The organism is Pseudonocardia sp. KRD291 (assembly GCF_019263595.1).
GTDB lineage: Bacteria > Actinomycetota > Actinomycetes > Mycobacteriales > Pseudonocardiaceae > Pseudonocardia.
The window spans coordinates 1-25,752 of sequence record NZ_JADQDD010000060.1; the positions used below are offsets into that span (position 1 = coordinate 1).

Below are 25,752 nucleotides of genomic sequence, written 5' to 3' on the forward strand. Positions count from 1 at the left end.
ATCGCGCGGTAGCCGTCGGGGATCTCGTCCATGCCGATGGTGCGGTCGAAGACCTTGCCCGGCTGGATCTTGCCCTCGAGCACGTCGGGGAGGAGCTCCTCGATGTAGTTCCGCGCCGGGGCGACCCCGCCCGCCATCTTGATGTTGCGCATGAACGTGCCGGTGTCGAGCGGGACGCTGTCGTACTGCGAGACGCCGACCCGGCCGACGGTGCCGCCGTCGCGGGTGACGTCGATCGCGGTGGACACGGCCTGCTCGTAGCCGACGCACTCCAGCGCGGCGTGCACGCCGTCGCCGCCGGTCAGCTCGCGCACCTTCGCCACACCCTCGTCACCGCGCTCGGCGACGACGTCGGTGGCGCCGAACTCGCGGCCGAGGTCGGTGCGGTCGGTGTGGCGGCCGAGCAGGATGATCCGCTCGGCGCCGAGGCGGTTCGCGGCGAGCACAGCGGAGAGCCCGACCGCGCCGTCACCGACGACGGCGACCGTGTCGCCCTTGCGCACGCCCGCGCTGACCGCGGCGTGGTGCCCGGTCGGGAACACGTCGGACAGCGTCAGCAGCGAGGCGAGCAGCTTCTCGTCCGGCTCGCCGGGCAGCCCGACGAGGGTGCCGTCGGCGAACGGGACCCGGACGTACTCGCCCTGCCCGCCGTCGGTGCCATCGGCGCCCCAGCCGCCGCCGTGCCGGCACGAGGTCTGCAGGCCCTCCCGGCAGAAGTCGCAGGTGTTGTCGGCCCAGACGAACGGCGCGACCACCAGGTCGCCCTTCTTCGTCGCCGACACCCCGGAGCCGACCTCCTCGACCACGCCGAGGAACTCGTGGCCGATCCGGGCGCCCTCGTCGGACTTCTCGGCGCTCTGATAGGGCCACAGGTCACTGCCGCAGATACAGGAGCGCACGACGCGCACGATGGCGTCGGTCGCGTCGCGGAGCTTGGGGTCGGGCACCTCGGAGACGCGGATATCGCCGGGTCCGTGGATCAGGGTGGCGCGCATGATGGGCGGTCCTCCGTAGTCGTCGACTGCTCACCTGCGGATTACCCGGGTCCATGTGGTCGTATGCGCACCCGGTGGTGTGAGGGCGGTCGCGCGCGTCCCGGTGGCCCCGCACCCGGCCCTCCCGGGCGGCCCGGCATGCTGGTCCGATGGCGAACTGGGGTGCGGTCCTGCGCAAGGCCGCGGACGTCGTGATGACGCTGCTCGACGACTCGAGGAAGAACGAGCGGGGGCGGCAGGGGCCGCGACCGGGCGGCACCCCGGCGCCGGCCGGGCATTCCGGGGTGCGGACCGCCCCGTCCGGTGACCGGGCCCGGGAGATCACCTACGCGCCGGACATGGACGGCGCCGCGGACCCGGGCGAGATCATCTGGACCTGGGTGCCGTTCGAGGAGGATGCCTCGCAGGGCAAGGACCGCCCCCTGCTGGTCGTCGGGCGGGCCGGTTCCGGCCTGCTCGGGCTGATGCTCTCGAGCCAGGGCCACCGCTCCGACGACGCGAACTGGGTCGGGATCGGGTCCGGGGCGTGGGACCGCGAGGGCCGCCCGTCCTACATCCGCCTGGACCGGGTCCTCGAGGTCGAGGAGAACGGCATCCGCCGGGAGGGCGCGATCCTGGAGCGGGACAAGTTCGACCGCGTCGCCGGTGAGCTGCGCGGACGCTACGGCTGGCGCTGAGGTCCGGCCACTGTCAGTTGGGGCTGTTCTCGTCCGGGAACGTGCCCAGCGGCGCCGGGACGGCGTGCAACCGCTCGAGCAGGCCCGCCTCGCGGGCCAGCAGCATCCGGATCTCGCGCAGCCGGTGCACCGGGCTGGTCTGTTCCAGCAGCGCCTGCCGGTCGTCCATCGGCAGCAGGCAGTCCGCGGCCAGCAGGTGCGCCAGCTGGTCGGGCGGGGTGTCGTCCTTCGGCTCGGCCCAGTCGTCGGAGCGCCACGCCGTGCCGCAGTAGCGCCGGTGCGCCTCGCGGGCCGCGGCGTCGAGCATCGCGATCAGCCGCTCGTCCGGCTCGTTCTCGCTCACGTCGGGCAGGAACTCCACCGAACCGGTCAGGTACGGCCTGGACTCGGTGTCGAGGTCGATCAGCCGGAACCGGCGGGCGCCGCGGGTGACGACGTCGTAACGTCCGTCCGGCAGCCGCCGGGCGTCGATCAACGCGGCGGTGCACCCGACGCCGTAGAGCCCGGCGAGGCCGTCGGCGTCGGGGGAGTGGCCCTCGCGCACCGCGACGACGCCGAACTCCTTGTCCGGCACCTCGCCGGTGATCAGGTCGACGGTCAGCTGCCGGTACCGCGGCTCGAAGATGTGCAGGGGCAGCGCCGCTCCCGGCATCAGCACCGTCCCCAGCGGGAACAGCGGGATCGTCGCGGCCACGCAGCTCACGGTAGTACGGGCCCGGTGGCGACGCCCGGCGGTCGGAGCACGGCGAACGCGTCGGTCACCCGCAGCGTGCGGTCGGTGAACCGGAACAGCGCCGCGGGCCGGCCGCCGGCCCGTCCGGGGGGCGCGACCGCCCCGGTCGGGGCGAGCAGATCGCGGCGGGTCAGCACGCGCTGCAGGTTGGTCGCCGACACCGTGTGCCCCAGCGCCGTCGCGTAGAGCTCGCGCAGCGCCGAGATGGTGAACTCCGCCGGCGCCAGCGCGAAGCCCAGGTTGGTGTAGGACAGCTTGGCGCGCAGGCGGTCCCGTGCCACGTCGACGATCCCGGCGTGGTCGAACGCGGTCTGCGGCAGGTCGTCGACACCGTGCCAGGCGGTGTCCGGGGGCAGCGCGGGGTCGGCGTCGGAGGGGACCAGCCCGACGAACGCGGTCGCGATCATCCGGACCCCGGCGCCGGTGCGGTCCGGGTCGGAGAACACCGAGAGCTGCTCGACGTGGGCGACCTCGCGGACGTCGACCTTCTCGGTGAGCTGGCGGCGGACCGAGCTCTCGACGTCCTCGTCGTCGCGCAGGCGCCCGCCCGGCAGCGCCCAGCGCCCGGCGTCCGGGTCCATCGCCCGCTGCCAGAGCAGCACCCGCAGCCGCTCCGAGCGGATCTGCAGGACGGCCGCGAGCACCTCGTGCTCGGTCGGGCGGGTGGACATGGGACCGCAGCGTAGAGGCGTGCCCGGGGTGTCCTCCGGCTGCCCGCCGGGTTACCGGGAGGTGAGGTGCGGGTCACGTGGACGGTGTCGCGGCCGGAGGGCCGGTGCTACGATCCCGGTAGTTTCCGCTCACCAGGCGAAAACCAGAGGACGCCCTCGGAGGACGACGATGAGCGTGAGCACCGTGAGCACGGCCCCGGCCGGGACACCGGCCGAGGAGGTCGACCCCGGCCCCGCGTGGGCCGAACAGGTGCGTGCCCTGGCCCGCAGGCGCGACGCCGTCGTGCTGGCGCACAACTACCAGCTACCCGCCATCCAGGACGTCGCCGACCACGTCGGGGACTCGCTCGCGCTGTCCCGGATCGCCGCCTCCTCGGAGGCGTCGACGATCGTGTTCTGCGGCGTGCACTTCATGGCCGAGACCGCGAAGATCCTCGCCCCGGACAAGACCGTGCTGATCCCGGACGCGCGGGCCGGCTGCTCGCTGGCCGACTCGATCACCGCCGAGCAGCTGCGCGAGTGGAAGTCGCAGCACCCCGGGGCGGTGGTCGTGTCGTACGTGAACACCACCGCCGCGGTGAAGGCCGAGACCGACATCTGCTGTACCTCGTCGAACGCGGCGGAGGTCGTCGACTCGATCCCGCGCGACAAGGAGGTCCTGTTCCTGCCCGACCAGTTCCTCGGCGCCCACGTCCGCCGCGAGCTGGGCCGGGAGGACATGCACGTCTGGGCCGGGGAGTGCCACGTGCACGCCGGGATCAACGGCGCCCAGCTGACCGCGCAGGCGCAGGCCGACCCGGACGCCGAGCTGTTCGTGCACCCCGAGTGCGGCTGTGCCACCTCGGCGCTCTACCTCGCCGGGACCGGCGCGGTGCCCGCCGACCGGGTCAAGATCCTCTCCACCGGCGGCATGCTGGACGCCGCCCGCGCGACCGGCGCGAAGTCGGTCCTGGTCGCCACCGAGGTCGGGATGCTGCACCGCGGCGCTGGACGCGGTGCGGGCCGGGCTGCGGGTCGTCGTGGTCACCAAGGACGCGATCGACGCCGGGAGCACCCGCTGGGCACAGGGCGGCGTCGCCGTGGTCCTGGGCGACATCGAGGGGGACTCGGTCGCCGCGCTCGCGCAGACACCGGACCGCGCCCGGGCCGGTGTCTGCGCGAGCGCGGCGCCGTCTTCGATTCAGCAGGGCCCGATTCAGCAGGGCCCGACGCAGCAGGCCTCGGCGCAGGGTCTCCGCCCGCCCACCCGGTCCGGCTCGATCGGACGCGGGAGGGCGGGCACTCGGCGTTCCGGGTCGTGCACGCCGGCGGCGACGCGACCGGGGCGGAGATCGAGCGTGCCCTGGTCGCCGCGGCCGCGACCGCGGAGATCACGGTGCTGACCGGGCACGTCGCCGTGGACGCGTTGCGGGACGCGGGCGGGCGGGTCGGTGGCCTGTCCGTGCTCGACGACGCCGGGCGCGCGGGCCTGCTGCGCGCGCCGGCGGTGCTTCTGGCCAGCGGTGGCTACGGGCAGCTCTACGCCAGCACCACGAACCCGGACACCTCCACCGGCGACGGCGTCGCGCTCGCGCTACGGGCCGGGGCGGCGGCGTCGGACCTGGAGTTCGTCCAGTTCCACCCGACCGTGCTCTACACCGGGCCCGCCCTCGGCCGTCGACCGCTGGTCACCGAGGCGGTGCGCGGCGAGGGGGCGGTGCTGCGCGACCGGACCGGGACCGCGTTCATGGCCGGGGTGCACCCGCTGGCCGACCTGGCCCCGCGCGACGTCGTCGCGGCGGCGATCGCGCGGCGGATGACCGAGACCGGCGCGGACGCGATGTATCTCGACGCCACCGCACTGGAGGGTTTCGCGGCGCGCTTCCCGACCGTGTACGCCTCCTGCCGCGAGGCCGGGATCGACCCGCGCACCGAGCCGATCCCGGTGACCCCGGCCGCGCACTACGCGTGCGGCGGCGTCGTCGCCGGCACCGACGGCCGGACCGGTGTGCCCGGTCTCTACGCGGCGGGCGAGGTCGCCCGGACCGGGCTGCACGGGGCGAACCGGCTGGCGTCGAACAGCCTGCTGGAGGGGCTCGTGGTGGGGGAGCGGGTGGTCCGCGCGGTGCTGGCCGACCGTGTGCTGCCGCGTACCGCGTCGCCGGAGCTGGTGGCGCCCGCTCCGGCGGTCGGGATCGCCGACCGGGGTGTCGTGCAGCGCGCGATGAGCACCTGCGCCGGGATCGGGCGCGACGCCACCGGCCTCGCCGCCGCCTCGGACGCCGTCGAGACGGCCACGTCGACCGCCGTCCCGATCGACCGGGCCGGGGTCGAGGACGCGGCGCTGACCCTGCTCGCGCAGGGGGTGCTGGCCGCGGCCGGGACCCGGCGCGAGAGCCGCGGCTGCCACGTCCGCACCGACTTCCCGGACCGCGACGACGTGTGGCAGCGGGAGAGCCTCGTGGTCACCCTCGACGGCGCCGGGCTGCCGGTCGTCGGCCGCGACGCGATGGCGGGTGTGGCATGAGCACCCGGACCTCGGGCCGGGTCGCGGCGGGCGTCGGCGGGACCCGTGAGATCGGCGTGCCCGACCCGGACGACCTCGCCCGTGTCGTGCGCACCGCTCTGGACGAGGACCTGCGCTACGGGCCGGACGCCACGACCGCGGCGACCGTGCCCGCCGACGCGGTCGCCGTCGGCGAGTTCACCCCCCGTGCCGCGGGGGTGCTGGCCGGTATCCCGGTGGCGACGGCGGTGCTCGACGAGGTGCTCGGCGCCGGCGGCTACGAGGTGCTCACCGCACTCACCGACGGCTCCCCGCTCGCCCCGGGAGAGCCCGCACTGGCGGTGCGGGCGCCGGTGCGTGGCCTGCTCACCGCGGAGCGGACCGCGCTCAACCTGCTGTGCCACCTCTCCGGCGTCGCGACCGCCACCCGGGCATGGGTCGACGCCGTCGCCGGCACGCACGCGGCGATCCGGGACACCCGCAAGACGCTGCCCGGCCTGCGGCTGCTGGAGAAGTACGCGGTGCGCTGCGGCGGCGGGGTCAACCACCGGCTCGGCCTCGGCGACGCCGTCCTGATCAAGGACAACCACGTCGCGGCCGCCGGGTCGGTCTCCGCGGCGCTGGCCGCGGCCCGCACGCTGGCCCCGGACCTGCCCTGCGAGGTGGAGGTCGACTCCCTGGAGCAGCTCGACGAGGTGCTTGCCCTCGACGCGGAGCTCGTGCTGCTGGACAACTTCGGCCCGGGCGACACCGCCGAGGCGGTGCGGCGGCGCGGCGGCAGCCGGACCCTGCTGGAGTCCTCCGGCGGTCTGGTGCTCGGCAACGCCGCCGAGTACGCCGCGACCGGGGTGGACTTCATCTCGGTCGGCGGGCTCACGCACTCGGTGACGGCGCTGGACCTGGGGCTGGACCTGCGCTGATCACGGTCAGAGGCGGAGCAGGTACCGCAGGAGCCGGAGCTGCCGGCGGCGGTTGTCCCGGCGGGGGTCGAAGACCGCGTCGAGCAGCGGGAGCACGTCGTCGCGGGCCCCGCGGGTGCGCATGACCCGCCGCCACAGCCACAGGTTCACCGCGTAGCGCCGGTCCGACGTCCGGGCCAGGCCGCGCACGCCGCGCACGCTGCGCACGTTGCGCCGGACCGTGCGCGGCAGGTCGCCGGCGGCACCCGCGCGGTCGCGGGGTCCGAGGATCCGCTCGGGGAGCACGTCGAGCCCGTGGTCGGTCATCGAGTCGAAGTCGGTCCGCCACGCCGCGGCCCACAGGAAGTCGACCATCCGGCACCACCCGCGCAGGAACTCGATCTCCTCGGCGGGGTGGAACGGGTCACGGGCGGACAGCGTCCGGGAGACGACGTCCAGGCAGGTCTTGTGCGCCTTCCACAGCGCCGAGCGCAACGGCTCGTCGTCGCCGCCCGGCGGGGTCGCGGCGACCAGCTCGAAGTAGGCGCGCCAGTCCGCCACCCCGGCTGCCAGCTCCACCGGTACGTACCGGTCACCCGTCACACCGCCGCGGGCGTGGTCGAACGGGCCGGGGGCGTCCGGGCCGGCGAGCTCGGCGTCCGGCACGGTCCCGGCGCCGACCGCGCCCAGCCACGGCACGACGCACAGCACGTAGTTGCCGTAGCCCCACGGCGCGGCCGGGTCGATCCGGCCGTCGGTGCGCGAGGCGGGGCCGAGGCGCCCGGTCCGGAACTGCCACTGGTGCTGGAACATCAGGCCCCAGAGCGGGTTGCCCCGGTTGTCGGCGCCGAACAGGCCGTCGTGGTTCGTGTGCTCGATCAGCGACCGGTAGGCCGCCATCCGCTGCGCGAACGCGAACGGGTCGAAGCGGGGACCGAGGTCGGCGGCGGCCCAGCTCCCGTACAGGTCGTGCTCGGCGAGCTCGGCCGGGTGGGTGGCGCTCATGGCGTCACCCTCGCCCGCCGGGCGGGATCCCGCGCGGTCGTTCACGCCAGGAGCTGGGCCTGCATCGGCGCCGGGAACCGGACGCTGAACCGGACGTCGCCGAGCAGCCCGCCCAGTGCGTGTGCGGCGGCGTCCACCGCGTCGCGGGCCTCGGCGCCGACGTCGGCGAGCATCCGCACCGCGATCTCGCCGTCGCGTCGCTGCACCCAGCCCCCGGCGATCCGACCGTCCACCCAGACGGCCGGGCCGCCGTTGCCGTTGCGGTCGAACATCTGCCCGGTGATCGCCGGGTCGAGGTGGAAGCCGCGGGCCTTCCAGCCCATCGTCGTCGGGTCCAGCCCCGGCAGCAGCGCCACCGACGGGCCGGGGTCGGGAACGTCGTCGACGTCGTCGGGAAGCACCCAGCCGGTCCCGCCTCCGGTGTCCCCGCCGAGCGTGACCTCGACGGCGCCGACGTCGTCGAGCGCGGCCTTCGTGACGGCGACCGTCCAGCCCGCCCACCACTTCAGGTCGTCGCGGGTGGCCGGCCCGAACGCCCGCAGGTAGGCCCGCGCCAGCCCGGCCGCGCCGGTGCGCCGGTCCAGGTCGGCGCCGACCCCGCCGGGCACCCAGTCCTGCGCCGCGGCCCAGCGGTACTGCCCGTTGATCCAGGTGCCGGTCGGGCGGGCGCGCAGCACCTGGCCCTCGAAGCCCATCACGAGCAGGACCCGGGCGTGGCCGGGATGCACGCCCGGCCCGATCGGGACCGACGTCGCCGCGATCTCCGGCAGCCGCAGCCCGACCTGGCGGGCCGGCATCGGTCCCTCGGCCACGAGCAGCTCGTGCACCTGCGCGCGGGCGGCGCCCAGCCAGCCTGCCGGGTCGTCGACCCCGCCCGCGGCGAGCTGGGCCAGCAGGTTGCGGTGCTGCACGGCGGCCACGTCGACGGTCGCCGCGTGGTGCGCCAGCCGCGCGTGCCCGTGGCCGAACACCCACAACGTGCGGCGCATCGCGTGGTGGCGCAGCAGCGTGCGGTCGGAGTAGAGCGCCGTGTCGAGGGCGTCCAACGACGGCGTCGCCATCCGGGCGGCCGCGGAGAGGTAGACGGTCACCGGGTCGGTGGAGTGCAGCGCGACCAGATCGTCGGCGATCCGGACGACGTCGTCGGTGCGCTCCGCCGCGGTGAGCCGGTGGCGGAGGACCAGCCGTGCCCGGCGCTGTGCATCGTCGAGCCGAGGTGTCGCCACGCGCACAGCGTGCCAGCCCCCTCCGACGGTCCCCGATCGTCCGCGTCGTGGAGCCATGACGCCGTGCAGACGGGGTGCATCGCGCGTCAAGGCTCCACGACGCGAACACGGGGTGTGGGTGTGGTGGTGTGTCCGTGGTCGCTCCGGGGCCGGTCGTACTCTGGGGGCATGCTCCGTCGTCTCGACCTGCGCAGTGCCGCCCTGAACGGGGACCCCCTGCCGCGCCCGGCGACCCTGCGCGGGATGCTGCCGCGCGCCGAGGTCGACGTCGACGCCGCGCTCGCCGCCGTCGCGCCGATCGTGGAGTCGGTGCGGGACCGGGGGACCGAGGCGGTCCTCGAGGTCACCGAGCGGTTCGACAAGGTGCGCCCGGCCTCGGTCCGGGTGCCGGCCGGGACGGTCACGGACGCGCTGCGCGACCTCGACCCGGGCATCCGCGCGGCCCTGGAGACCTCGATCGAGCGCGCCCGGAAGGTGCACGACGAGCAGCGGCGCGCGGACGTCGTCACCCAGGTCGTGCCGGGCGGCACGGTCACCGAGCGGTTCGTGCCGGTGCGCCGGGTCGGGCTCTACGCGCCGGGCGGGCTGGCCGTGTACCCGTCGAGTGTGATCATGAACGTGGTCCCGGCGCAGGCCGCGGGCGTGGAGTCGCTGGTCGTGGCCTCGCCGCCGCAGGCCGAGTTCGGTGGTCTGCCGCACCCGACGATCCTGGCCGCGGCCGCGCTGCTCGGGGTGGAGGAGGTGTGGGCGGTCGGCGGAGCCCAGTGCATCGCACTGCTGGCCTACGGGGGAACCGACACCGATGGCGGTGAGCTGGAGCCGGTAGACATGGTCACCGGGCCGGGCAACATCTACGTCACCGCGGCCAAGCGGATGCTGCGCGGGCTGGTCGGGATCGACGCCGAGGCCGGCACCACCGAGATCGCGATCCTGGCCGACGCCGGGGCGGACCCGCGCCACGTCGCCGCGGACCTGATCTCGCAGGCCGAGCACGACCCGAACGCGGCGTCGGTTCTGGTCACCGTGTCGCCGGAGCTGGCCGACGCCGTCGACGGCGAGCTGGAGCGCCAGGTCGCGGCGACCAAGCACACCGAGCGGGTCCGCACCGCCCTGTCCGGGCCGCAGTCCGGGACCATCCTGGTGGGCTCCGTCGACGACGGTATCGCGGTGGTCGACGCCTACGCCGCCGAGCACCTGGAGATCCAGACCGCGGACGCGCGCGCCGACGCCGCCCGCGTCCGCAACGCCGGGGCGATCTTCATCGGCCCGTACGCCCCGGTCTCGCTCGGCGACTACTGCGCCGGGTCGAACCACGTGCTCCCGACCGGCGGCTGCGCCCGGCACTCCGGCGGCCTGTCCACCGCGACGTTCCTGCGCGGCGTGCACGTCGTGGACTACACCGAGCAGGCGCTGCGCGACGTCGCGGACCAGGTGGTCACGCTCGCGAACGCGGAGGACCTGCCGGCCCACGGCCAGGCCGTCACCGCCCGTTTCGGAGGTGGCGCACGATGACCACCACGGGCACGACCGTCGGCGACGAGGTCACCCTCGACCAGCTCCCCCTGCGCGCGGACCTGCGCGGGAAGTCCCCGTACGGCGCCCCGCAGCTCGACGTCGCGGTGCGGCTCAACACCAACGAGAACCCGTACCCGCCGCCGCCGGAGCTGGTCGCCGACGTCACCGCCGCGGTCGGTGAGGTGGCCCGCGAGCTGCACCGCTACCCGGACCGCGACGCGCTCGCGCTGCGCACCGACCTGGCCGCCTACCTCAGCGCTCAGACCGCGACGTCGCTGACCGCGGCCAACCTGTGGGCGGCGAACGGGTCCAACGAGATCCTGCAGCAGCTGCTGCAGGCCTTCGGCGGCCCCGGCCGCACCGCGCTCGGGTTCGAGCCCAGCTACTCGATGCACCCGATCATCTCCTCGGGCACGCAGACCGACTGGATACCGGCGCCGCGCCGGGCGGACTTCGCGATCGACGTCAACGAAGCCCGCCGCGTCCTGACCGAGCGGGCCCCGGACATCACGTTCCTGACCAGCCCGAACAACCCGACCGGGCAGTCGATCGACCCCGGGGACCTGGCCGCGCTGATCGACGCCGCGCCGGGGATCGTCGTCGTCGACGAGGCCTACGCCGAGTTCTCCGCGTTCCCGAGCGCGACCACGCTGCTGGGCACGCACGGGCACAAGCTGGTCGTGTCCCGGACGATGAGCAAGGCGTTCGCGTTCGCCGGGGGCCGGCTGGGCTACCTCGCCGCCGCGCCCGCCGTCGTCGACGCGCTGGCGCTGGTCCGGCTGCCGTACCACCTGTCGGTGCTCTCCCAGGCCGCCGCCCGCGCGGCACTGCGCCACGCCGGGGCGACCCTCGGTTCGGTCGCACTGCTCTCCGCCGAGCGCGACCGCGTGATGTCCGAGCTGGCCGCCGCCGGTTACGACGTCGTGGGAAGTGACGCCAACTTCGTGCTGTTCGGCCGTTTCGCCGACGCCCCGCGCGCCTGGAAGGCGTTCCTCGATCAGGGCGTCCTGATCCGCGACGTCGGCATCACCGAGCGGCTGCGCGTCACGATCGGCACGCCCGAGGAGAACGACACGTTCCTGCAGGCCGCCACCGACCTCGCCACCAAGGAGCTCTCATGAGCCGCACCGGACGCATCGAGCGCGTCACCAAGGAGACCCGGATCGTCGTCGAGATCGACCTCGACGGGACCGGGAAGACCGACATCGACACGAAGGTGCCGTTCTTCGACCACATGCTCGACGCGTTCGGCAAGCACGGCGCGTTCGACCTGTCCGTGCACGCCGACGGCGACATCGAGATCGACTCGCACCACACCGTCGAGGACGTCGCGATCGTGCTCGGGCAGGCGATCCGCGAGGCGCTGGGGGACAAGAAGGGCATCCGCCGCTTCGGCGACGCCTGGATCCCGATGGACGAGGCGCTCGCCCAGGCCGTCGTCGACGTGTCCGGGCGGCCCTACACGGTGTGCACCGGCGAGCCGGAGATGATGCGCGGGTTCGTCGTCGGCGGGCACTACCCGACGGTGCTGAACAAGCACGTGTTCGAGTCGCTGGCCTTCCACGGGCACCTCGCGCTGCACGTGCGGGTGCTCGACGGCCGCGACCCGCACCACATCACCGAGGCGCAGTTCAAGGCCGTCGCCCGCGCGCTGCGCGCGGCCACCGAGCCGGACGCGCGGATCACCGGCGTCCCGTCCACGAAGGGCGCCCTGTAGGGAGGGCGCTCCAGGGGAGAGGTCGGTCAGACCGTGACGTGGATCCGGACGTGCGTGCCCGCCTCGTCGAGCCAGACCCGCAGGTAGTCGCACGCCTGACGGGCGACCCACAGGCCCCATCCGCGTGCCTGTCCCGGCTCCGGTGCCACCAGGCCGCGCAGCGGGTCGTCGAGGTCGCCCCGGTCGTGCACCTCGGCCACGCAGCCCTGCGGTTCGGCCCAGAGCTCGAGCCGCGCCGGCCCGCGGCCGTGCTCGACGGCGTTCGTGGCGACCTCGTTGATCGCCAGCACCGCGTCGTCGAGCCGCTCGGCCGGGCACTCGCGCTCCCGCAGCACCCGCTCGACCAGCGTCCGGACGTCGACGAGCTGCTCGGCGCCGAGGTCCATAGCATGGTGCGGGGCGCCCAGCAGGGCGGGCGCGGGCGCCGGGATCTCGGCCAGCATCTCGCGCACCGGGCGGTGCCCCGGGTTCGGGTGCAGGTCCCCGCCCTCCCACAGCAGCGGGTGCAGCCGCCGGGCCCCGTCGAGCACCACGCCGTGCAGCGGGTACCGCGGGTAGAAACAGACCATCCGGATCGGCAGGTGGGCCATCGCCACGTGGATCGCGGCGTCGAGGTCGGTCCAGAACCGGCCGTCCGGGCCGTCGAAGTGGCTGTCGTGCTCGCCGATCACGGTGACCGGTCCGTCGGCGGTGAGCGCCTCGAGCTCGCGTGTCCGGCGTACGGCCAGCGACTGCCCGCACGAGCCCTGCGGGCCGTCCGGGTGCGCGAGCACGGTGATCGCGTCCCGCGCGCACCGCTCCCCGCCCAACTCGTCCCCGAGCCGGTCGTGCAGCGCGGAGAGGGTCGGCGGGGCCAGCGACAGCGCCACCGTCTCGCCCCGGAGCAGGCAGTCGCGCACCAGCGGTGCCAGCTGGCTCATCAGGTCCGCCATGGAGTCGTGGAACCCGACGGCGTGCCGCATCCGCTCCGCCGTCCGCGGTGCCGGCCCGGCGCTCATCGGCCGGAGCCCGCGGCGGGCGTGCTCGGCTCGACGACGAGCTGTTCGACCGCCCCCGCTCCGCAGCGCTGCAACGCCCGCTGCACCCTCGACCGCGGGCCCCGCAGCAGAACCCGTTGTGTCCCGGGGAACTGCTGCGCCCCGCGGATCACCTCGACGGCGCCGGCGACGTCGAGGAACCGCAGCGACGCCAGGTCCAGCGTCACGTCGACCGGGACGTCCACCGAGCGCAGGGTGTCCTCCAGCGCGCCGTCGAGCATCCCGCGCAGCACACTGCGGTTGCTGTGGTCGATCTCGCCGGCGAGGCGCAGCATCGAGGGCGCGGGCCGGGTGACCCGCAGCAGGCCGTCGTCGTAGGCAGGCGGGCCGGTGAGCTCGGAGCCGTGCACCGAGCGCAGCGCGTCGAGCGCCCCCTCGTCGAACCGCCGGCGGTCGTAGAGGCAGAGCAACCGCGCCGTCGGGTTGTCCCGCAGCACTTCGTCGCACACCTGCTCGTAGGCGACGAGGGAGTTGAGGCCCTGCGGGATCCGGCCCCGCGCGGCCTCACCGATGATCCGGACGCCGGGCCAGCCCTGCTCCCGGGACTCCCCGATGACGTGCGTCATCGCCGGCTCGACCCCGTCGAGGGGACCGGTGGTGACCGCGCGGGTCGCCTCGGTCGGCACGATCAGGAACTGGCCCCCGGAGATGGCGGAGTCCACCGGCACCCGGTCGTCGGCGAGCCGCTCGAGGAGCCGGTCGGCGGTGGCGTCCTCGAAGTAGACGACCTGCTCACCCCGGGTGAGCCCGCGGGAGATGTAGGCGGCGGTGGCCTCCCACGCGTGCTCGTCGCTGACCGGGACCATGCAGGTGTGCCCGACGAGGTCGAGGTCCTCGATCGTGCGTGGCATCGTCCGCCCTTCGGCACCGCGGGGAGTCGCGCTCCGTACCGACGCTGGTACGGAGCACGGCAAAGGTATACCGACTGTATTCGATCCGCTCCTCCGCGTGGTTCGATCCTCGCCCGCACGGGTGGGGCGAGACCCGGTGGTGACCGTCCGCTGCCGTGCGCCGCCGCCGTGCGCCACTGACGGTCGGGCCGCGGTTTCGGACGGCCCGTACCCTGGTCCGGTGACACGGATCGTCGTACTGGACTACGGGTCGGGGAACCTGCGCTCGGCGGAGCGCGCGCTGGAACGGGTCGGCGCGGACGTCACCGTGACCTCCGACTTCGACGCGGCGATGGAGGCCGACGGGCTCGTCGTGCCCGGGGTGGGTGCGTTCGCCACCTGCATGAAGGGCCTCGAGGAGGTCCGCGGCCCGCGGATCATCGGGCGCCGCCTCGCCGGCGGGCGCCCGGTGCTGGGCATCTGCGTCGGCATGCAGGTGCTCTTCGACCGGGGCGTGGAGTTCGGGGAGGACACGCAGGGCTGCGGCGAGTGGCCGGGCACCGTCGAACGGATCAAGGCCGACGTGTTGCCGCACATGGGCTGGAACACCGTCACGACGCCGCCCGGCAGCACCCTGTTCGCGGGCCTGGACGCCGACACCCGGTTCTACTTCGTGCACTCGTTCGGGGTGCGGCGCTGGGAGCTGGAGGACTCGCCTGCGCTGCGCCCCCCGCTGGTGACGTGGACCCACCACGGCGAGGACGTCGTCGCGGCGGTCGAGAACGGCGCGCTGGCCGCGACCCAGTTCCACCCGGAGAAGTCCGGCGACGCGGGCGCGACGGTGCTGCAGAACTGGCTGCGTGACGTCGTCGGCTGACGCCATGTCCCGGCGCGGGCTCCGGCGCGTCCTGGTCGTCCTGTGCGTCACCGAGATCACCAGCTGGGGCGTGCTCTACTACGCGTTCCCGGTGCTCGCGCCATCGATCGCGGCCGACACCGGCTGGGCGGTCAGCACCGTCACCGCGGCGTTCTCCGCCGGGCTGGTCGTGTCCGCGCTCGCCGGGATCGGGGTCGGGCGGGTGCTCGACCGGTACGGCCCGCGCTGGGTGATGACGGCCGGCTCGGTGCTGGCGGTGCCGGCCGTGGTCCTGGTCGCGACGGCCCGGTCGCTGCCGCTGTTCGTCGCCGGGTGGCTGCTGGCCGGGCTCGCGCAGTCGGCGACGCTGTACCCGCCCGCGTTCGCCGCCCTGACCCGATGGTGGGGATCCGACCGGGTGCGCGCGCTGACCGTGCTGACGATGGTGGCCGGCCTGGCCAGCACCGTGTTCGCGCCCGCCACCGCGGCCCTGCTCGGGCCGCTGGACTGGCGCGGCACCTATCTGGTGCTGGCCGCGGTGCTCGCCGTGGTCACGATCCCGCTGCACCTGGTCGGGCTGCGCGGGACGTGGCCCGAGCCGGACCCGGCCCCGCCGGTGCACGGCGGGCCCGCCGACGCGCGCACGGCCGGAGAGGTGGCGCGCAGCCGCGCGTTCCTGCTGGTGGTGACCGTGATCAGCCTGGGCGCGTTCGTCTCGTTCGCGGTGCCGGTGAACCAGGTGCCGTTGCTGATCGAGCGGGGGCTGTCCACGGACGCGGCCGCGTGGGCGCTGGGCCTGAGCGGGGTCGGGCAGGTGCTGGGCCGGCTCGGGTACGCCCGGCTCGCCGGCCGCACCGGCCCGCGCGGGCGGGCCGGGCTGATCCTCGGGCTGCTGGCGGTGACGACGGGGCTGCTCGGGATCCTGCCCGGCCCCGCGGTGCTGCTGGTCGCGGTCGCGATGGCGACCGGCGCCGCGCGCGGAGTGATGACGCTGCTGCAGGCCACCGCGCTGTCCGACCGCTGGGCCACCGGGTTGTACGGCCGGCTCGGCGGGCTGCTCTCGGCCCCGGTGACGATCGCGATCGCGCTCGGCCCGTGGGCCGGCAGCGCGCTGGCCGGGCTGCTCGGTGGCTACCCGCCGGTGTTCGCGGTGCTGGCCGGGGTCGCGGTGGCCGCGGCGCTGCTCAGCGCCGGTACCGCGCCGGAGCGCGGGACGGTGGGCGCCGGGCTGCCGGGACCGCGTCGGTAGGCTCGACGGGTGAGTTTCACGTTGCTTCCCGCGGTCGATGTCGCCGACGGCCAGGCCGTCCGTCTGGTGCAGGGCGAGGCCGGCACCGAGACCGGCTACGGCGAGCCCCTCGAGGCCGCCCTGACCTGGCAGCGCGACGGCGCCGAGTGGATCCATCTGGTCGACCTCGACGCCGCGTTCGGGCGCGGTTCGAACGCCGAGCTGCTGGCCGAGGTCGTCGGCAGGCTCGACGTCGACGTCGAGCTGTCCGGCGGCATCCGTGACGACGCGTCCCTGGAGCGTGCGCTGGGCACCGGCTGCCGCCGCGTCAACCTGGGCACCGCCGCACTGGAGAACCCGCAGTGGTGCGCCGCGGCGGTGAAGACCTACGGCGACCGGATCGCCGTCGGCCTGGACGTCAAGATCATCGACGGGCAGCACCGCCTGGCCGCGCGCGGCTGGACCACCGACGGCGGCGACCTCTGGGAGACCCTGGCCCGGTTGGACCGCGACGGGGTCTCGCGCTACGTCGTCACCGACGTCGGCAAGGACGGCACACTGGCGGGCCCCAACGTCGAGCTGTTGCGCCGGGTCGCCGAGGCGACCCCGGCGCCGGTGATCGCCTCCGGCGGGATCGCCGAGGTCTCCGACCTCGTCACGCTCGCCCGCGCGGCCGCGGACGGCGCGAACATCGAGGGCTCGATCGTCGGCAAGGCGCTCTACGCGCAGCGGTTCACGCTGCCCGAGGCGCTCGCCGCCGTCCGCGAGGTCGGCTAGGCATGGGCGTCGCCGTACGCGTGATCCCCTGCCTGGACGTCGATGCCGGGCGCGTGGTCAAGGGCGTCAACTTCCGCGAGCTGCGCGACGCGGGCGACCCGGTCGAGATGGCCCGGGTCTACGACGCCGAGGGCGCCGACGAGCTGACGTTCCTCGACGTCACGGCGTCGTCGTCGGAGCGCGGCACGATGATGGACGTGGTCCGCCGCACCGCGGAGCAGGTGTTCATCCCGCTCACCGTCGGCGGCGGCATCCGCACCCCCGACGACGTGGACGCGATGCTGCGCGCCGGCGCGGACAAGGTCAGCGTGAACACCGCCGCGATCGCCCGCCCGGAGCTGCTGCACGAGATGTCGCGCCGGTTCGGGTCGCAGTGCATCGTGCTCTCGGTCGACGCCCGGCGCGTCCCCGACGGCGAGAAGCCGCAGCCCTCGGGCTACGAGGTCACCACGCACGGCGGCCGGCGCAGCGCCGGTGTCGACGCCGTCGAGTGGGCGCGGCGCGGGCAGGAGCTCGGCGTCGGGGAGATCCTGCTGAACTCGATGGACGCCGACGGCACCCGCGCCGGGTTCGACATCGAGATGATCTCCCAGGTGCGCGCCGTCGTCGACGTGCCGGTGATCGCCTCCGGGGGAGCGGGCGAGGTCGGGCACTTCGCGCCCGCGGTGCGGGCCGGCGCGGACGCGGTGCTCGCGGCCAGCGTCTTCCACTTCGGCACGCTGCGGATCTCCGAGGTGAAGGACGCCCTGCGCGGGGCCGAGGTGGAGGTCCGATGACGGCCGGGGAGCGGGTCCGCGAGTCGGCGCTGGACCCGGAGATCGCCGCCCGCCTCAAGCGCGACGCCGACGGGCTCGTCTGCGCCGTGGTGCAGTCGCGCGCGGGTGAGGTGCTGATGGTCGGCTGGATGGACGACGAGGCGCTGCACCGCACCCTGACCACCGGCCGCGGCACCTACTGGTCGCGCTCGCGCCGCGAGTACTGGGTCAAGGGCGAGACGTCCGGGCACGTCCAGCACGTGCACGAGGTGCGCCTGGACTGCGACGGCGACGCGGTCCTGGTCACCGTCGACCAGGAGGGCCCGGCGTGTCACACGGGGACGCGCACCTGCTTCGACACCGACGTCCTGCTTGTCAGGGACGGCGCATAGGTACCGACGTCCTGCTCGTCAGGGACGGCGCATGAACACCGACGTCCTGCTTGTCAGGGACGGCGCATGAATACCGACGTCCTGCTTGTCAGGGACGGCGCATAGGTACCGACGTCCTGGATCGTTCTCCGGGCTTGCCCACACGCCGGTGCGCCGGGATGGTTGCAGCATGGAATCCGACGACGCCGGACATGCGGACGAGCCGGTACCCGAGATCGCGATGGCCGCCGGCGACGAGGGCACGGACCCCGACGACCCGCGGGCCCGGTGGCGCGCGATGCCGGCGCCGGTGCGGCCCGACACGTGGGTCGCCGACCACGATCCCGACCCGTTGCCCGAGTCGCTGCAGGCGGCCGAGGCGGAGCGCGAGGGCCGGGAGCGCTGGCACGTGATCCAGTACGGCGGCGGTGGCGGAGCCGGAGCCTAGGCCTCGGTGGGCATCGGCGGTGCCGGGGTGGACATGGCCCAGCGGATCCCGGAGGTGACCAGCTGCCCGCCGGCCCGGACGACGGTGGACTCCGCGACCGGCAGGTAGGGCAGCCGCAGCGGCAGCCGGGCCCAGCGCGGCAGCAGCTCCACCGACGCGGCGCCGAGCACCGCGTACGGGACCCGCGCGGGGATCGGCAGCGGCGGGTTGAACAGCAGGTACCGGGCGGTGGCTCGGGCCTCCGGGCTGCCGGTCAGCTCCGGGCGGTACTCCCGGATCTGCGCGGCGAGCTCCGCCTCGGTCTCCGGTGGGTCGATCACGTCGAGCTCGCGGGCGACGCGGGCGGTGTCGGCGACGTAGCCGTCGCGCCCGGCCTGGTCGAGCGGCTCGCGGCCGTAGCGCTGGTGCGAGCGCAGGAAGCTGTCGATCTCGGCGATGTGCACCCAGCGCAGCAGGTGCGGGTCCGACGCCGAGTACGGGCGCCCGTCCGGGGTGGTGCCGTGCACGTGCGAGTGCACATTCTTGATCTTCGCGATGGTCTCGTCGGCGAACTCGGCCGGGCCGAACGTGGTGACGGCCAGGAAGTAGCTGGTGCGCTGCAGCCGTCCCCAGGGGTCGCCGCGGAACCCGGAGTGCCCGGCCACCCCGGCCATGGCGAGCGGGTGCAGCGACTGCAGCAGCAGCGCGCGGAGCCCGCCGACGAACATCGACGCGTCCCCGTGCACGCGGCGGATCGGGCGGTCCTCGCCGAACCAGCGCGGCCCCGGGGTGGAGTGGATGCGGTCGCGCCGACCGGATCCCTCCGGCCCGGCGACCTTCGTGAACACCGCCGCACCGATCCGTGTGCGCAGCTCGGCCACGCCGTCCACCAGCTTCGATCCCGACAGGTCCAGCACGCCCTCCATGATGCGTCGGCCGTGCCCGGCGGGCGAGTCGACCGGGCCGTCGGCGGGGTGCGGCCGGCAGGTGACGTGACCGACGCCACCGCGGCGCCCGCGCGCCTCCTCCTCGGAGATGGAGCGTGTGCGCCCGCGCGGCGCAGCCGTGTCGTCGGTGTCGTCTGCCACGATCGTGGGCGTGACCGTGGTGCGGCTGATCCGGGTGCCGTACCGGGCGCTGCCCGGCGTCGACCTCGCCGACCCCGGCTCCCGGGCGTGGTGACGAGGGCGTGGGCACCACCGGCCTGCTGATTGCCGACGACGAGGAGCCGGTGCGCTCCGGGCTGCGCGCGGTGCTCGACGCGGCACCGGACCTGCACGTGCTCGGCGAGGCCTCGGACGGCGCCGAGGTCCCCGGTCTCGTCGCGCGGCTGCGCCCGGACGTCGTCCTGATCGACGTCCGGATGCCGGCCGTCGACGGCCTCACCGCCGCCCGGGACCTGGTGCGCCGCCCGGACCCGCCACGGGTGCTGGTGCTGACCACGTTCGGCAACGACGGCCACGTCTACGACGCGCTGCGGGCCGGGGCGACCGGCTTCCTGCTCAAGCGCACCCGCCCGGCCGAGATCGTGCAGGCCGTCCGGACCATCGCCCGGGGGGAGTCGTTGCTGTTCCCGGCCGCGGTGCGCGACCTCGTCGCCGGGTTCGGCACGCACACCGGCGACGGCCCGGCCTCGGCCGGGCTCACCGACCGGGAGGCTCGGGTGCTGCGGCTGGTCGCGCGCGGGCTGTCCGACGCCGAGATCGCCGCGGAGCTGGTGCTCGGGGTGGAGACGGTCAAGACCCACGTCGGGAACGTGCTCGCCAAGCTCGGGGCCCGGGACCGGACGCAGGCCGTGGTGCGGGCCTACGAGTCCGGGTTCATAGATCCGCGCCGCCCGCCGGCGGACTGAGCGTGGCCGGGTCACCGGCGGGCGCGGTGTCACCGGCGGACGGGGGGCCGATGTCGCCGGTGAGGTAGCGCTGCAGTGTCGGGGCCAGCGCGGCGGCGACGTCGTCGTGGCCCGCCGAGGCCAGCGGCTCCAGCCGCACCACGTAGCGGATCATCGCCAGCCCGATCAGCTGCGAGGCGACCAGCGAGCCGCGCTCGGCGTGCCGGTCCGGTGCGGCCCGGGACACGACCGGGCCGATGATCGCCCGGGTCACGAACTCGCGCAGCATCCGGGCCGCGGCGGGGTGCGCGGTGACGCTGCGCAGCAGCGTGAGCATCGGGCCCGTCCCGGAGCCGTGCCGGCCGTCCCAGATGGTGAGGAACCGGTGCACGATCCGGTGGCCGAGCTGCTCCGGGTCGCCGGGCAGCACCTCGTCGCGGATCACGGCCGGGTCGAGCGGGATGTCCAGCGACGCGGTGAACAGCGACTCCTTGCCGCCGAACCAGTGGTTGACCATCGCCGCGTCGACGCCGGCGCGCTCGGCGATCCGACGCACGGTCGCGCCGTCGAACCCGCGCTCGGCGAACTCGGCGCGCGCGGCGTCGAGGAGCACCGCACGGGTGTCCTGACCGCCGGCGCGTCGCCCGCGCCGGCGCGGGGTGGGGTCCGCGCGCTCGCTCACCGCCCCATCTTCCCCCGGGCCGGTCCGGCCCGGGGTGGGCGGGGACAATGGTCGGCATGACCGTGATCAGCACCGCGACATCGGCGACGCTGGGGGCGGTCACCCCGACCCGCGAGGAGTTCCGCGAGCTGGCCAGGGCGCACCGGGTGATCCCGGTGACCCGGCGCCTGCTCGCCGACGACGAGACGCCGGTCGGGGTGTACCGCAAGCTCGCACGAGACCACTCCGGGACCTTCCTGCTCGAGTCCGCGGAGAACGGGCGCTCCTGGTCGCGGTGGTCGTTCGTCGGTGCCCGCAGCGCCGCCGCGCTGACCGCGGTGGACGGCGAGCTGCGCTGGACCGGGGACGTGCCGGACGGGTTACCCACCGCCGGCGACCCGCTGGAGGCGCTGCGCACGGTCGTCACCGAGCTGGCATCCGAGCCGCTGCCCGGGCTGCCCCCGCTGACCGGCGGGATGGTCGGCTACCTCGGCTACGACGTGGTGCGCCGGGTCGAGCGGATCGCCGACCCGGACGACCCGGCCGTCGACGACCTGGCGATCCCCGAGCTGGTGATGCTGCTGGCCACCGACCTGGCCGCGCTCGACCACCACGAGGGCACCGTCACCCTGATCGCGAACGCGATCAACTGGGACGCCAGCGACGAGCGGGTGGATCAGGCCTACGACGACGCCGTGGCCCGGCTGGACCGGATGACCGGGGAGCTGGCCGTGGACTCGCCGTCCTCGGTGGCGGTCTACCGGCCCGGCAGCCCCGAGTTCGTGCGGCGGCGCAGCCCGGCCCAGCACCACGCGGCGGTGGAGGCGGCCAAGGAGGAGATCCGGGCCGGCGAGGCCTTCCAGATCGTGGTCTCGCAGCGCTTCGAGATGGAGTGCGACGCGGACCCGCTCGAGGTCTACCGGGTGCTGCGCACCACGAACCCGAGTCCGTACATGTACCTGCTGCGCCTCGCCGACGCCGCAGGCGGCGAGCCGTTCTCGATCGTCGGGTCCAGCCCGGAGGCGCTGGTCACGGTGCAGGACGGGCGCGCGACGACGCACCCGATCGCCGGTACCCGCTGGCGCGGGGTCACCGACGAGGAGGACCGGCAGCTGGAGAAGGACCTGCGCACCGACGAGAAGGAGCGCGCGGAGCACCTGATGCTGGTCGACCTGGGCCGCAACGACCTGGGCCGGGTCTGCGAGCCGGGCACGGTGAAGGTGCACAACTTCTTCTCCGTGGAGCGCTACAGCCACGTGATGCACCTGGTGTCGACGGTGACCGGGCTGCTGCGCGCCGGGCGCACCGCGTTCGACGCCGTCGTCGCCTGCTTCCCGGCGGGCACCCTGTCCGGCGCCCCGAAGGTGCGGGCGATGCAGGTGATCGACCGCCTGGAACCGACCCGGCGCGGGCTCTACGGCGGGATCGTCGGCTACCTCGACTTCGCCGGCAACGCCGACACCGCGATCGCGATCCGGACCGCGCTGATCCGCTCCGGCACCGCCTACGTGCAGGCCGGCGGCGGGATCGTCGCCGACTCCGATCCCGAGGCCGAGGACACCGAGGCGCTGAACAAGGCGCGTGCGGTGCTGTCCGCGATCGCGGCGGCGTCCTCGCTGCGCGCCCCGGACCCGGGGTCGCGCCCGTGAGCGGCGGCGACCGTGCCGGGGACGCCGCGGGTGAGGGCGCAGCTGACGTCGCAGCTGACGTCGCAGCCACCACCGACCGCCCGCGCGACGACCGGCGCTCGCTCGGCCTGGTGTGCCTGCTGCTGCTGGCCGGGGCCGGGATCCTCTACGTGTCCGGGTCGCTGACCTGGTTCTCGGTCACGGTCCCGACCGCCACCCGCGGCGAGCTCACGACCTCGGCCACCGGCGCGCAGCTGCAGCCGGCGATCACCGCCGTCGCGGCGCTGCTGCTGGCCGCGGTGGCCGCGACGGTGGCGCTGTCCGGGATCGCGCGGCGCGCCCTCGGGGTGCTGGTCGCGCTGGCCGCGGTCGCGGCCGGGTGGTCGACGATCGCCCAGGTGATCACCCCACCGACGCCGGCGCAGCTGGTCTCGGCGCGGGAGGGGCTGTCCACCGGCGGGCAGCCGATCGGCACCTCGGCGGTGACGGCGACGGTGTGGCCCTGGCTGGCCGTCCTCGCGGCCGTGGTGGCCGTCGCCGCCGGCGGGCTGCTGGCGGTGCGGGAGCGCCGGATGGCCCGGCTGGGGGCGCGCTACGCCGCGCCCGGCACGCCGACCGAGACCCCGGCCGACCCGGACCGGGCCGCCTGGGAGCAGCTCGACGACGGCCGTGATCCCACGATCGGGAGGGACCTCTAGCATGTCCCCACGCGATCGGGGAGCGCGGACCAAGAGGAGGAGGCGGCGTGGTGGGCGAGACGAACGGGGCCAGTAGGAACGGGGTCAGCGTCCTCGAGTCCATCGTGGCCGGGGTCCGGGCCGACCTGGCGGAGCGTGAGGCCGCCGTCGACTTCGCCGAGATCAAGCGGCGGGCCGCCGCCGCGGCGGGACCGCGGGACGCGATGGCCGCGCTGTACGAGCCCGGCGTCGGCGTGATCGCCGAGGTGAAGCGGGCGAGCCCGTCCAAGGGCGAGCTGGCCGACATCCCGGATCCCGCGGTGCTGGCCTCCACCTACGCCGAGAACGGCGCCCGCGTGATCAGCGTGCTCACCGAGCAGCGCCGGTTCGGCGGGTCGCTCGCCGACCTGGACGCGGTGCGGGCCGCCGTCGACGTCCCGGTGCTGCGCAAGGACTTCGTGGTCACGCCGTACCAGGTGCACGAGGCCAGGGCGCACGGCGCGGACCTGGTGCTGCTGATCGTCGCGGCGCTGGAGCAGAACGTGCTGGCGTCGCTGCTCGACCGGGTCGAGTCGCTGGGCATGACGCCGCTGGTGGAGGTGCACACCGAGGAGGAGTGCGACCGCGCGCTGGAGGCCGGGGCGAAGCTGGTCGGGGTGAACTCGCGCAACCTGCACACGCTCGAGGTGAACCGGTCGATCTTCGGTGAGATCGCGCCCGGCCTGCCGAGCGACGTGCTGCGCGTCGCCGAGTCCGGCGTGCGCGGCCCGGGCGACCTGCTGACCTACGCCGGCTGGGGCGCGGACGCCGTGCTCGTCGGCGAGGGGCTGGTGACCAGCGGGGACCCGGCCGGCGCGGTGCGCGGGCTGGTCGCGGCCGGTTTCCACCCGTCCTGCAGCCGCACCGCCCGCTAGAGGCCCCGCCGGAGGTCCCGGTACCGGCGTCACGTCGGCGGGGCGCCGTTATACCGTGGCCGGGTGAGCGCAGCGCTGGAGTTGGCCCCGGCCGTACTGGCCGCGATCCCGAGCCCGGACCGCGGGGTCTGGCAGCTGGGCCCGATCCCGATCCGGGCGTACGCGCTGTGCATCATCGCCGGCATCGCGGTCGCGCTGTGGTGGGGTGAGCGGCGGCTGGTCGCGCGCGGCGGCGAGCCCGGCACGGTGCTCGACGTCGCGGTGTGGGCGGTCCCGTTCGGCCTGGTCGGCGGGCGGCTCTACCACGTGGCCACGGACTGGGAGACCTACTTCGGCCCCGGTGGCGAGCCGCTGGACGCGCTGAAGATCTGGAACGGCGGGCTCGGCATCTGGGGCGCGGTCGCGCTCGGCGGGGTCGGCGCCTGGATCGCGTGCCGTCGCCGCGGGCTGCCGCTGCCGATCTTCGCCGACGCCGTCGCGCCCGGCATCGTGGTGGCGCAGGCCGTCGGGCGGCTGGGGAACTGGTTCAACCAGGAGCTCTACGGCGCCCCGACGACGCTGCCCTGGGGCCTGGAGATCTACCGCCGGGTGGACCCGGCGACCGGCGTGGAGGACCCGCTCGGCGGCGTCGCGCTGGACCCGACGCCGATCGCGGTCGTCGTGCCGACGTTCCTCTACGAGCTGCTCTGGAACCTCGTCGTGGCCGCCGTCGTGGTCTGGGCCGACCGCAGGTTCCGGCTCGGGCACGGCCGGGTCTTCGCGCTCTACGTCGCCGGCTACACCCTGGGCCGGTTCTTCATCGAGCTGATGCGCACCGACCCGGCGACCCGGGTGTTCGGCGACATCCGGATCAACGTGGTCGTCTCGGTCGTGATGTTCGTCGCCGCGCTGGCCTACGTGCTCGTGGCCAAGCGGGGCCGCGAGGAGCTCCCGCCGCGTGAGCCGGAGGCGGCCGACCCCGATCCCGAGCCCGCCGACCGGGCGTCGTGAGCGCTTTCACCGGTTTCGGCGAGGACGCCGTCGAGTTCTACGACGGGCTGATCGCCGACAACTCCAAGGCATACTGGACCGATCACCGCGAGGTCTACGAGGGCGACGTCCGCACCCCGATGCTGGCGCTGCTGGCCGACCTGGAGCCCGAGTTCGGCCCCGGCAAGGTGTTCCGCCCGTACCGCGACGTCCGGTTCTCCCACGACAAGACGCCGTACAAGACCCACTGCGGCGGCTACGCGGCGCCGTTCTACGTGGAGGTCTCCACCGAGGGGCTGATGGCGGCCGGCGGTTACTACGCGATGGCACCGGACCAGCTCACCCGCTACCGGGCCGCCGTCGACGACGAACGCCGCGGCGAGGACCTGCGCACCCGCCTGGACGAGGCGCGCGGCGCGGGCCTGACCGTCGGCGGGGAGCAGCTCGCGACGCGTCCGCGCGGTGTCGATCCCGATCACCCGCGCCTGGAGCTGATGCGGCACAAGGGTCTGCACGTGGCCCGCCGCTGGCCGCCGGACGACGCGCTGCACGGTCCGGCCGCCCGCGCCCGGGTGCAGAAGGCATGGCGGGCGGCGCGGCCGCTCGCCGAGTGGCTCGCCGACCACGTCGGCCCGAGCGAGCAACCCCGCCGCTGAGAGTGACCCCGGCCGGCGAGGCCATCGTTTCGCGGCTCTTACCGGAATCGCACCCGGAGTACGCCTGCTCGTCACCCGTGTAGACCACGCTCGCCCCCATACGGCCGTACCCCGACGGGCGGCCGGACGGCGTAGCCGACGGGTCGGGAGTTCCCGTACCGGCGCGCTCGGGAGAGAGCAGGGGCATGCCGGTACCGGTCGAGCGACCTCCG

General features: G+C 74.8%; 28 protein-coding genes and 2 pseudogenes. 21 read left to right on the forward strand and 9 right to left on the reverse strand.

Features of this window, described 5'->3' with window-relative positions:
* Positions 1 to 995: zinc-dependent alcohol dehydrogenase family protein (locus I4I78_RS11155; RefSeq protein WP_218611200.1), on the reverse strand; the 995-nt coding region annotated here is incomplete at its 3' end.
* Between the two features lie 149 nt (positions 996 to 1,144).
* Between I4I78_RS11155 and I4I78_RS11160 the strand changes: the two genes are divergently transcribed.
* Complete coding sequence (locus I4I78_RS11160; RefSeq protein ID WP_218611201.1) at positions 1,145 to 1,672, forward strand: type II toxin-antitoxin system PemK/MazF family toxin; 528 nt, start codon at positions 1,145 to 1,147, stop codon at positions 1,670 to 1,672.
* Positions 1,673 to 1,685: 13 nt separating this feature from the next.
* Here the strand turns inward: I4I78_RS11160 and I4I78_RS11165 are convergent, their stop codons facing one another.
* Together I4I78_RS11165 and I4I78_RS11170 are read right to left on the reverse strand one after the other, a co-directional pair.
* Entirely contained in the window at positions 1,686 to 2,366 is a 681-nt protein-coding gene (locus I4I78_RS11165; protein WP_218611202.1) for an LON peptidase substrate-binding domain-containing protein, read from the reverse strand.
* Positions 2,367 to 2,371: 5 nt separating this feature from the next.
* A complete protein-coding gene (locus I4I78_RS11170; RefSeq protein ID WP_218611203.1) occupies positions 2,372 to 3,076 on the reverse strand; it encodes an NUDIX domain-containing protein in 705 nt (234 codons plus the stop codon).
* Positions 3,077 to 3,245: 169 nt separating this feature from the next.
* On the opposite strand from I4I78_RS11170, the pseudogene nadA reads away from it, so the two are divergent.
* The 5 genes and pseudogenes from nadA to nadC all read left to right on the forward strand — a co-directional run.
* Positions 3,246 to 4,058: pseudogene (gene nadA, locus I4I78_RS11175) on the forward strand (quinolinate synthase NadA); the annotation flags it as partial.
* 37 nt (positions 4,059 to 4,095) lie between these two features.
* Entirely contained in the window at positions 4,096 to 4,458 is a 363-nt protein-coding gene (locus I4I78_RS33775; RefSeq protein ID WP_308252031.1) for a hypothetical protein, read from the forward strand.
* A pseudogene (locus I4I78_RS33780) lies at positions 4,368 to 5,081 on the forward strand (FAD-binding protein); the annotation flags it as partial. The gene I4I78_RS33775 and the pseudogene I4I78_RS33780, both read left to right, overlap by 91 nt.
* Before the next feature lie 198 nt (positions 5,082 to 5,279).
* Positions 5,280 to 5,582, forward strand: a complete 303-nt coding sequence (locus I4I78_RS33785; RefSeq protein ID WP_308252032.1) for a hypothetical protein — start codon at positions 5,280 to 5,282, stop codon at positions 5,580 to 5,582.
* Positions 5,579 to 6,481: a carboxylating nicotinate-nucleotide diphosphorylase gene (nadC, locus tag I4I78_RS11185; RefSeq protein ID WP_218611221.1), complete on the forward strand. Its 903-nt coding sequence runs from the start codon at positions 5,579 to 5,581 to the stop codon at positions 6,479 to 6,481. The genes I4I78_RS33785 and nadC overlap by 4 nt, the downstream gene beginning before the upstream one ends.
* Positions 6,482 to 6,487: 6 nt before the next feature.
* Here nadC and I4I78_RS11190 read toward each other — a convergent pair whose 3' ends face one another.
* The gene (locus tag I4I78_RS11190) at positions 6,488 to 7,465 is read right to left on the reverse strand and encodes a Leg1-related protein (RefSeq protein WP_218611204.1); all 978 of its coding nucleotides are present in this window, start codon (positions 7,463 to 7,465) and stop codon (positions 6,488 to 6,490) included.
* 41 nt (positions 7,466 to 7,506) lie between these two features.
* Positions 7,507 to 8,691 carry a winged helix DNA-binding domain-containing protein gene (locus I4I78_RS11195; RefSeq protein ID WP_218611205.1) on the reverse strand — a complete coding sequence of 395 codons (1,185 nt, stop codon included), beginning with the start codon at positions 8,689 to 8,691 and terminating at the stop codon, positions 7,507 to 7,509.
* Positions 8,692 to 8,859: 168 nt separating this feature from the next.
* Here I4I78_RS11195 and hisD point away from each other — a divergent pair, with 168 nt between their 5' ends.
* The 3 genes from hisD to hisB are packed head-to-tail and all read left to right on the forward strand — an operon-like array spanning position 8,860 to position 11,923.
* Positions 8,860 to 10,203 carry a histidinol dehydrogenase gene (hisD, locus tag I4I78_RS11200; RefSeq protein ID WP_218611206.1) on the forward strand — a complete coding sequence of 448 codons (1,344 nt, stop codon included), beginning with the start codon at positions 8,860 to 8,862 and terminating at the stop codon, positions 10,201 to 10,203.
* Positions 10,200 to 11,327 (forward strand): histidinol-phosphate transaminase, encoded by a 1,128-nt coding sequence (locus I4I78_RS11205; RefSeq protein WP_218611207.1) that lies wholly within the window; start codon positions 10,200 to 10,202, stop codon positions 11,325 to 11,327. Before hisD ends, I4I78_RS11205 begins: the two co-directional genes overlap by 4 nt.
* Positions 11,324 to 11,923, forward strand: coding sequence for an imidazoleglycerol-phosphate dehydratase HisB (hisB, locus tag I4I78_RS11210; RefSeq protein ID WP_218611208.1), 600 nt, complete (start codon positions 11,324 to 11,326; stop codon positions 11,921 to 11,923). Before I4I78_RS11205 ends, hisB begins: the two co-directional genes overlap by 4 nt.
* A gap of 26 nt (positions 11,924 to 11,949) precedes the next feature.
* Here the strand turns inward: hisB and I4I78_RS11215 are convergent, their stop codons facing one another.
* Together I4I78_RS11215 and I4I78_RS11220 are read right to left on the reverse strand one after the other, a co-directional pair.
* Complete coding sequence (locus I4I78_RS11215; protein WP_218611209.1) at positions 11,950 to 12,921, reverse strand: ATP-binding protein; 972 nt, start codon at positions 12,919 to 12,921, stop codon at positions 11,950 to 11,952.
* A complete protein-coding gene (locus I4I78_RS11220) occupies positions 12,918 to 13,811 on the reverse strand; it encodes an MEDS domain-containing protein (RefSeq protein ID WP_218611210.1) in 894 nt (297 codons plus the stop codon). The genes I4I78_RS11215 and I4I78_RS11220 overlap by 4 nt, the downstream gene beginning before the upstream one ends.
* Before the next feature lie 220 nt (positions 13,812 to 14,031).
* On the opposite strand from I4I78_RS11220, the gene hisH reads away from it, so the two are divergent.
* From hisH to I4I78_RS11250, 6 genes are all read left to right on the forward strand, one after another.
* A complete protein-coding gene (hisH, locus tag I4I78_RS11225; protein WP_218611211.1) occupies positions 14,032 to 14,667 on the forward strand; it encodes an imidazole glycerol phosphate synthase subunit HisH in 636 nt (211 codons plus the stop codon).
* Positions 14,668 to 14,671: 4 nt separating this feature from the next.
* Entirely contained in the window at positions 14,672 to 15,895 is a 1,224-nt protein-coding gene (locus tag I4I78_RS11230; protein ID WP_218611222.1) for an MFS transporter, read from the forward strand.
* A gap of 9 nt (positions 15,896 to 15,904) precedes the next feature.
* On the forward strand, positions 15,905 to 16,651 hold the full coding sequence (gene priA, locus I4I78_RS11235; RefSeq protein WP_218611212.1) for a bifunctional 1-(5-phosphoribosyl)-5-((5-phosphoribosylamino)methylideneamino)imidazole-4-carboxamide isomerase/phosphoribosylanthranilate isomerase PriA: 747 nt from the start codon (positions 15,905 to 15,907) through the stop codon (positions 16,649 to 16,651).
* 2 nt (positions 16,652 to 16,653) lie between these two features.
* Positions 16,654 to 17,427, forward strand: a complete 774-nt coding sequence (hisF, locus tag I4I78_RS11240; protein ID WP_218611213.1) for an imidazole glycerol phosphate synthase subunit HisF — start codon at positions 16,654 to 16,656, stop codon at positions 17,425 to 17,427.
* On the forward strand, positions 17,424 to 17,798 hold the full coding sequence (gene hisI / locus I4I78_RS11245; protein ID WP_218611214.1) for a phosphoribosyl-AMP cyclohydrolase: 375 nt from the start codon (positions 17,424 to 17,426) through the stop codon (positions 17,796 to 17,798). Before hisF ends, hisI begins: the two co-directional genes overlap by 4 nt.
* Positions 17,799 to 17,967: 169 nt before the next feature.
* Complete coding sequence (locus I4I78_RS11250) at positions 17,968 to 18,225, forward strand: hypothetical protein (RefSeq protein WP_218611215.1); 258 nt, start codon at positions 17,968 to 17,970, stop codon at positions 18,223 to 18,225.
* Here I4I78_RS11250 and I4I78_RS11255 read toward each other — a convergent pair.
* Positions 18,222 to 19,292, reverse strand: a complete 1,071-nt coding sequence (locus tag I4I78_RS11255; RefSeq protein ID WP_308252028.1) for an oxygenase MpaB family protein — start codon at positions 19,290 to 19,292, stop codon at positions 18,222 to 18,224. The genes I4I78_RS11250 and I4I78_RS11255 overlap by 4 nt on opposite strands.
* 101 nt (positions 19,293 to 19,393) lie before the next feature.
* Between I4I78_RS11255 and I4I78_RS11260 the strand changes: the two genes are divergently transcribed.
* The gene (locus I4I78_RS11260) at positions 19,394 to 20,056 is read left to right on the forward strand and encodes a response regulator transcription factor (protein WP_308252029.1); all 663 of its coding nucleotides are present in this window, start codon (positions 19,394 to 19,396) and stop codon (positions 20,054 to 20,056) included.
* Here the strand turns inward: I4I78_RS11260 and I4I78_RS11265 are convergent.
* Entirely contained in the window at positions 20,025 to 20,717 is a 693-nt protein-coding gene (locus tag I4I78_RS11265) for a TetR family transcriptional regulator (protein ID WP_218611216.1), read from the reverse strand. The genes I4I78_RS11260 and I4I78_RS11265 overlap by 32 nt on opposite strands.
* A gap of 47 nt (positions 20,718 to 20,764) precedes the next feature.
* On the opposite strand from I4I78_RS11265, the gene I4I78_RS11270 reads away from it, so the two are divergent.
* The 5 genes from I4I78_RS11270 to I4I78_RS11290 all read left to right on the forward strand — a co-directional run bounded on the left by I4I78_RS11270 (position 20,765) and on the right by I4I78_RS11290 (position 25,540).
* On the forward strand, positions 20,765 to 22,345 hold the full coding sequence (locus I4I78_RS11270; RefSeq protein ID WP_218611217.1) for an anthranilate synthase component I: 1,581 nt from the start codon (positions 20,765 to 20,767) through the stop codon (positions 22,343 to 22,345).
* The gene (locus I4I78_RS11275) at positions 22,342 to 23,022 is read left to right on the forward strand and encodes a Trp biosynthesis-associated membrane protein (protein WP_218611218.1); all 681 of its coding nucleotides are present in this window, start codon (positions 22,342 to 22,344) and stop codon (positions 23,020 to 23,022) included. The genes I4I78_RS11270 and I4I78_RS11275 overlap by 4 nt, the downstream gene beginning before the upstream one ends.
* A gap of 50 nt (positions 23,023 to 23,072) precedes the next feature.
* Positions 23,073 to 23,915: an indole-3-glycerol phosphate synthase TrpC gene (trpC, locus tag I4I78_RS11280; RefSeq protein ID WP_218611225.1), complete on the forward strand. Its 843-nt coding sequence runs from the start codon at positions 23,073 to 23,075 to the stop codon at positions 23,913 to 23,915.
* 63 nt (positions 23,916 to 23,978) lie between these two features.
* Positions 23,979 to 24,905: a prolipoprotein diacylglyceryl transferase gene (gene lgt, locus I4I78_RS11285; protein ID WP_218611219.1), complete on the forward strand. Its 927-nt coding sequence runs from the start codon at positions 23,979 to 23,981 to the stop codon at positions 24,903 to 24,905.
* Positions 24,902 to 25,540: a DUF2461 domain-containing protein gene (locus I4I78_RS11290; protein WP_218611220.1), complete on the forward strand. Its 639-nt coding sequence runs from the start codon at positions 24,902 to 24,904 to the stop codon at positions 25,538 to 25,540. Before lgt ends, I4I78_RS11290 begins: the two co-directional genes overlap by 4 nt.
* Positions 25,541 to 25,752 lie beyond the last annotated feature (212 nt).

Coding starts and splice junctions, on each gene's coding strand:
- I4I78_RS11160 (WP_218611201.1), top strand. CDS start 1,145: ATGGCGAACTGGGGTGCGGTCCTGCGCAAGGCCGCGGACGTCGTGATG.
- I4I78_RS11170 (WP_218611203.1), bottom strand. CDS start 3,076: ATGTCCACCCGCCCGACCGAGCACGAGGTGCTCGCGGCCGTCCTGCAG.
- I4I78_RS33785 (WP_308252032.1), top strand. CDS start 5,280: ATGAGCACCTGCGCCGGGATCGGGCGCGACGCCACCGGCCTCGCCGCC.
- nadC (WP_218611221.1), top strand. CDS start 5,579: ATGAGCACCCGGACCTCGGGCCGGGTCGCGGCGGGCGTCGGCGGGACC.
- I4I78_RS11190 (WP_218611204.1), bottom strand. CDS start 7,465: ATGAGCGCCACCCACCCGGCCGAGCTCGCCGAGCACGACCTGTACGGG.
- hisD (WP_218611206.1), top strand. CDS start 8,860: ATGCTCCGTCGTCTCGACCTGCGCAGTGCCGCCCTGAACGGGGACCCC.
- I4I78_RS11205 (WP_218611207.1), top strand. CDS start 10,200: ATGACCACCACGGGCACGACCGTCGGCGACGAGGTCACCCTCGACCAG.
- hisB (WP_218611208.1), top strand. CDS start 11,324: ATGAGCCGCACCGGACGCATCGAGCGCGTCACCAAGGAGACCCGGATC.
- I4I78_RS11215 (WP_218611209.1), bottom strand. CDS start 12,921: ATGAGCGCCGGGCCGGCACCGCGGACGGCGGAGCGGATGCGGCACGCC.
- I4I78_RS11220 (WP_218611210.1), bottom strand. CDS start 13,811: ATGCCACGCACGATCGAGGACCTCGACCTCGTCGGGCACACCTGCATG.
- I4I78_RS11230 (WP_218611222.1), top strand. CDS start 14,672: ATGTCCCGGCGCGGGCTCCGGCGCGTCCTGGTCGTCCTGTGCGTCACC.
- hisF (WP_218611213.1), top strand. CDS start 16,654: ATGGGCGTCGCCGTACGCGTGATCCCCTGCCTGGACGTCGATGCCGGG.
- hisI (WP_218611214.1), top strand. CDS start 17,424: ATGACGGCCGGGGAGCGGGTCCGCGAGTCGGCGCTGGACCCGGAGATC.
- I4I78_RS11250 (WP_218611215.1), top strand. CDS start 17,968: ATGGAATCCGACGACGCCGGACATGCGGACGAGCCGGTACCCGAGATC.
- I4I78_RS11270 (WP_218611217.1), top strand. CDS start 20,765: ATGGTCGGCATGACCGTGATCAGCACCGCGACATCGGCGACGCTGGGG.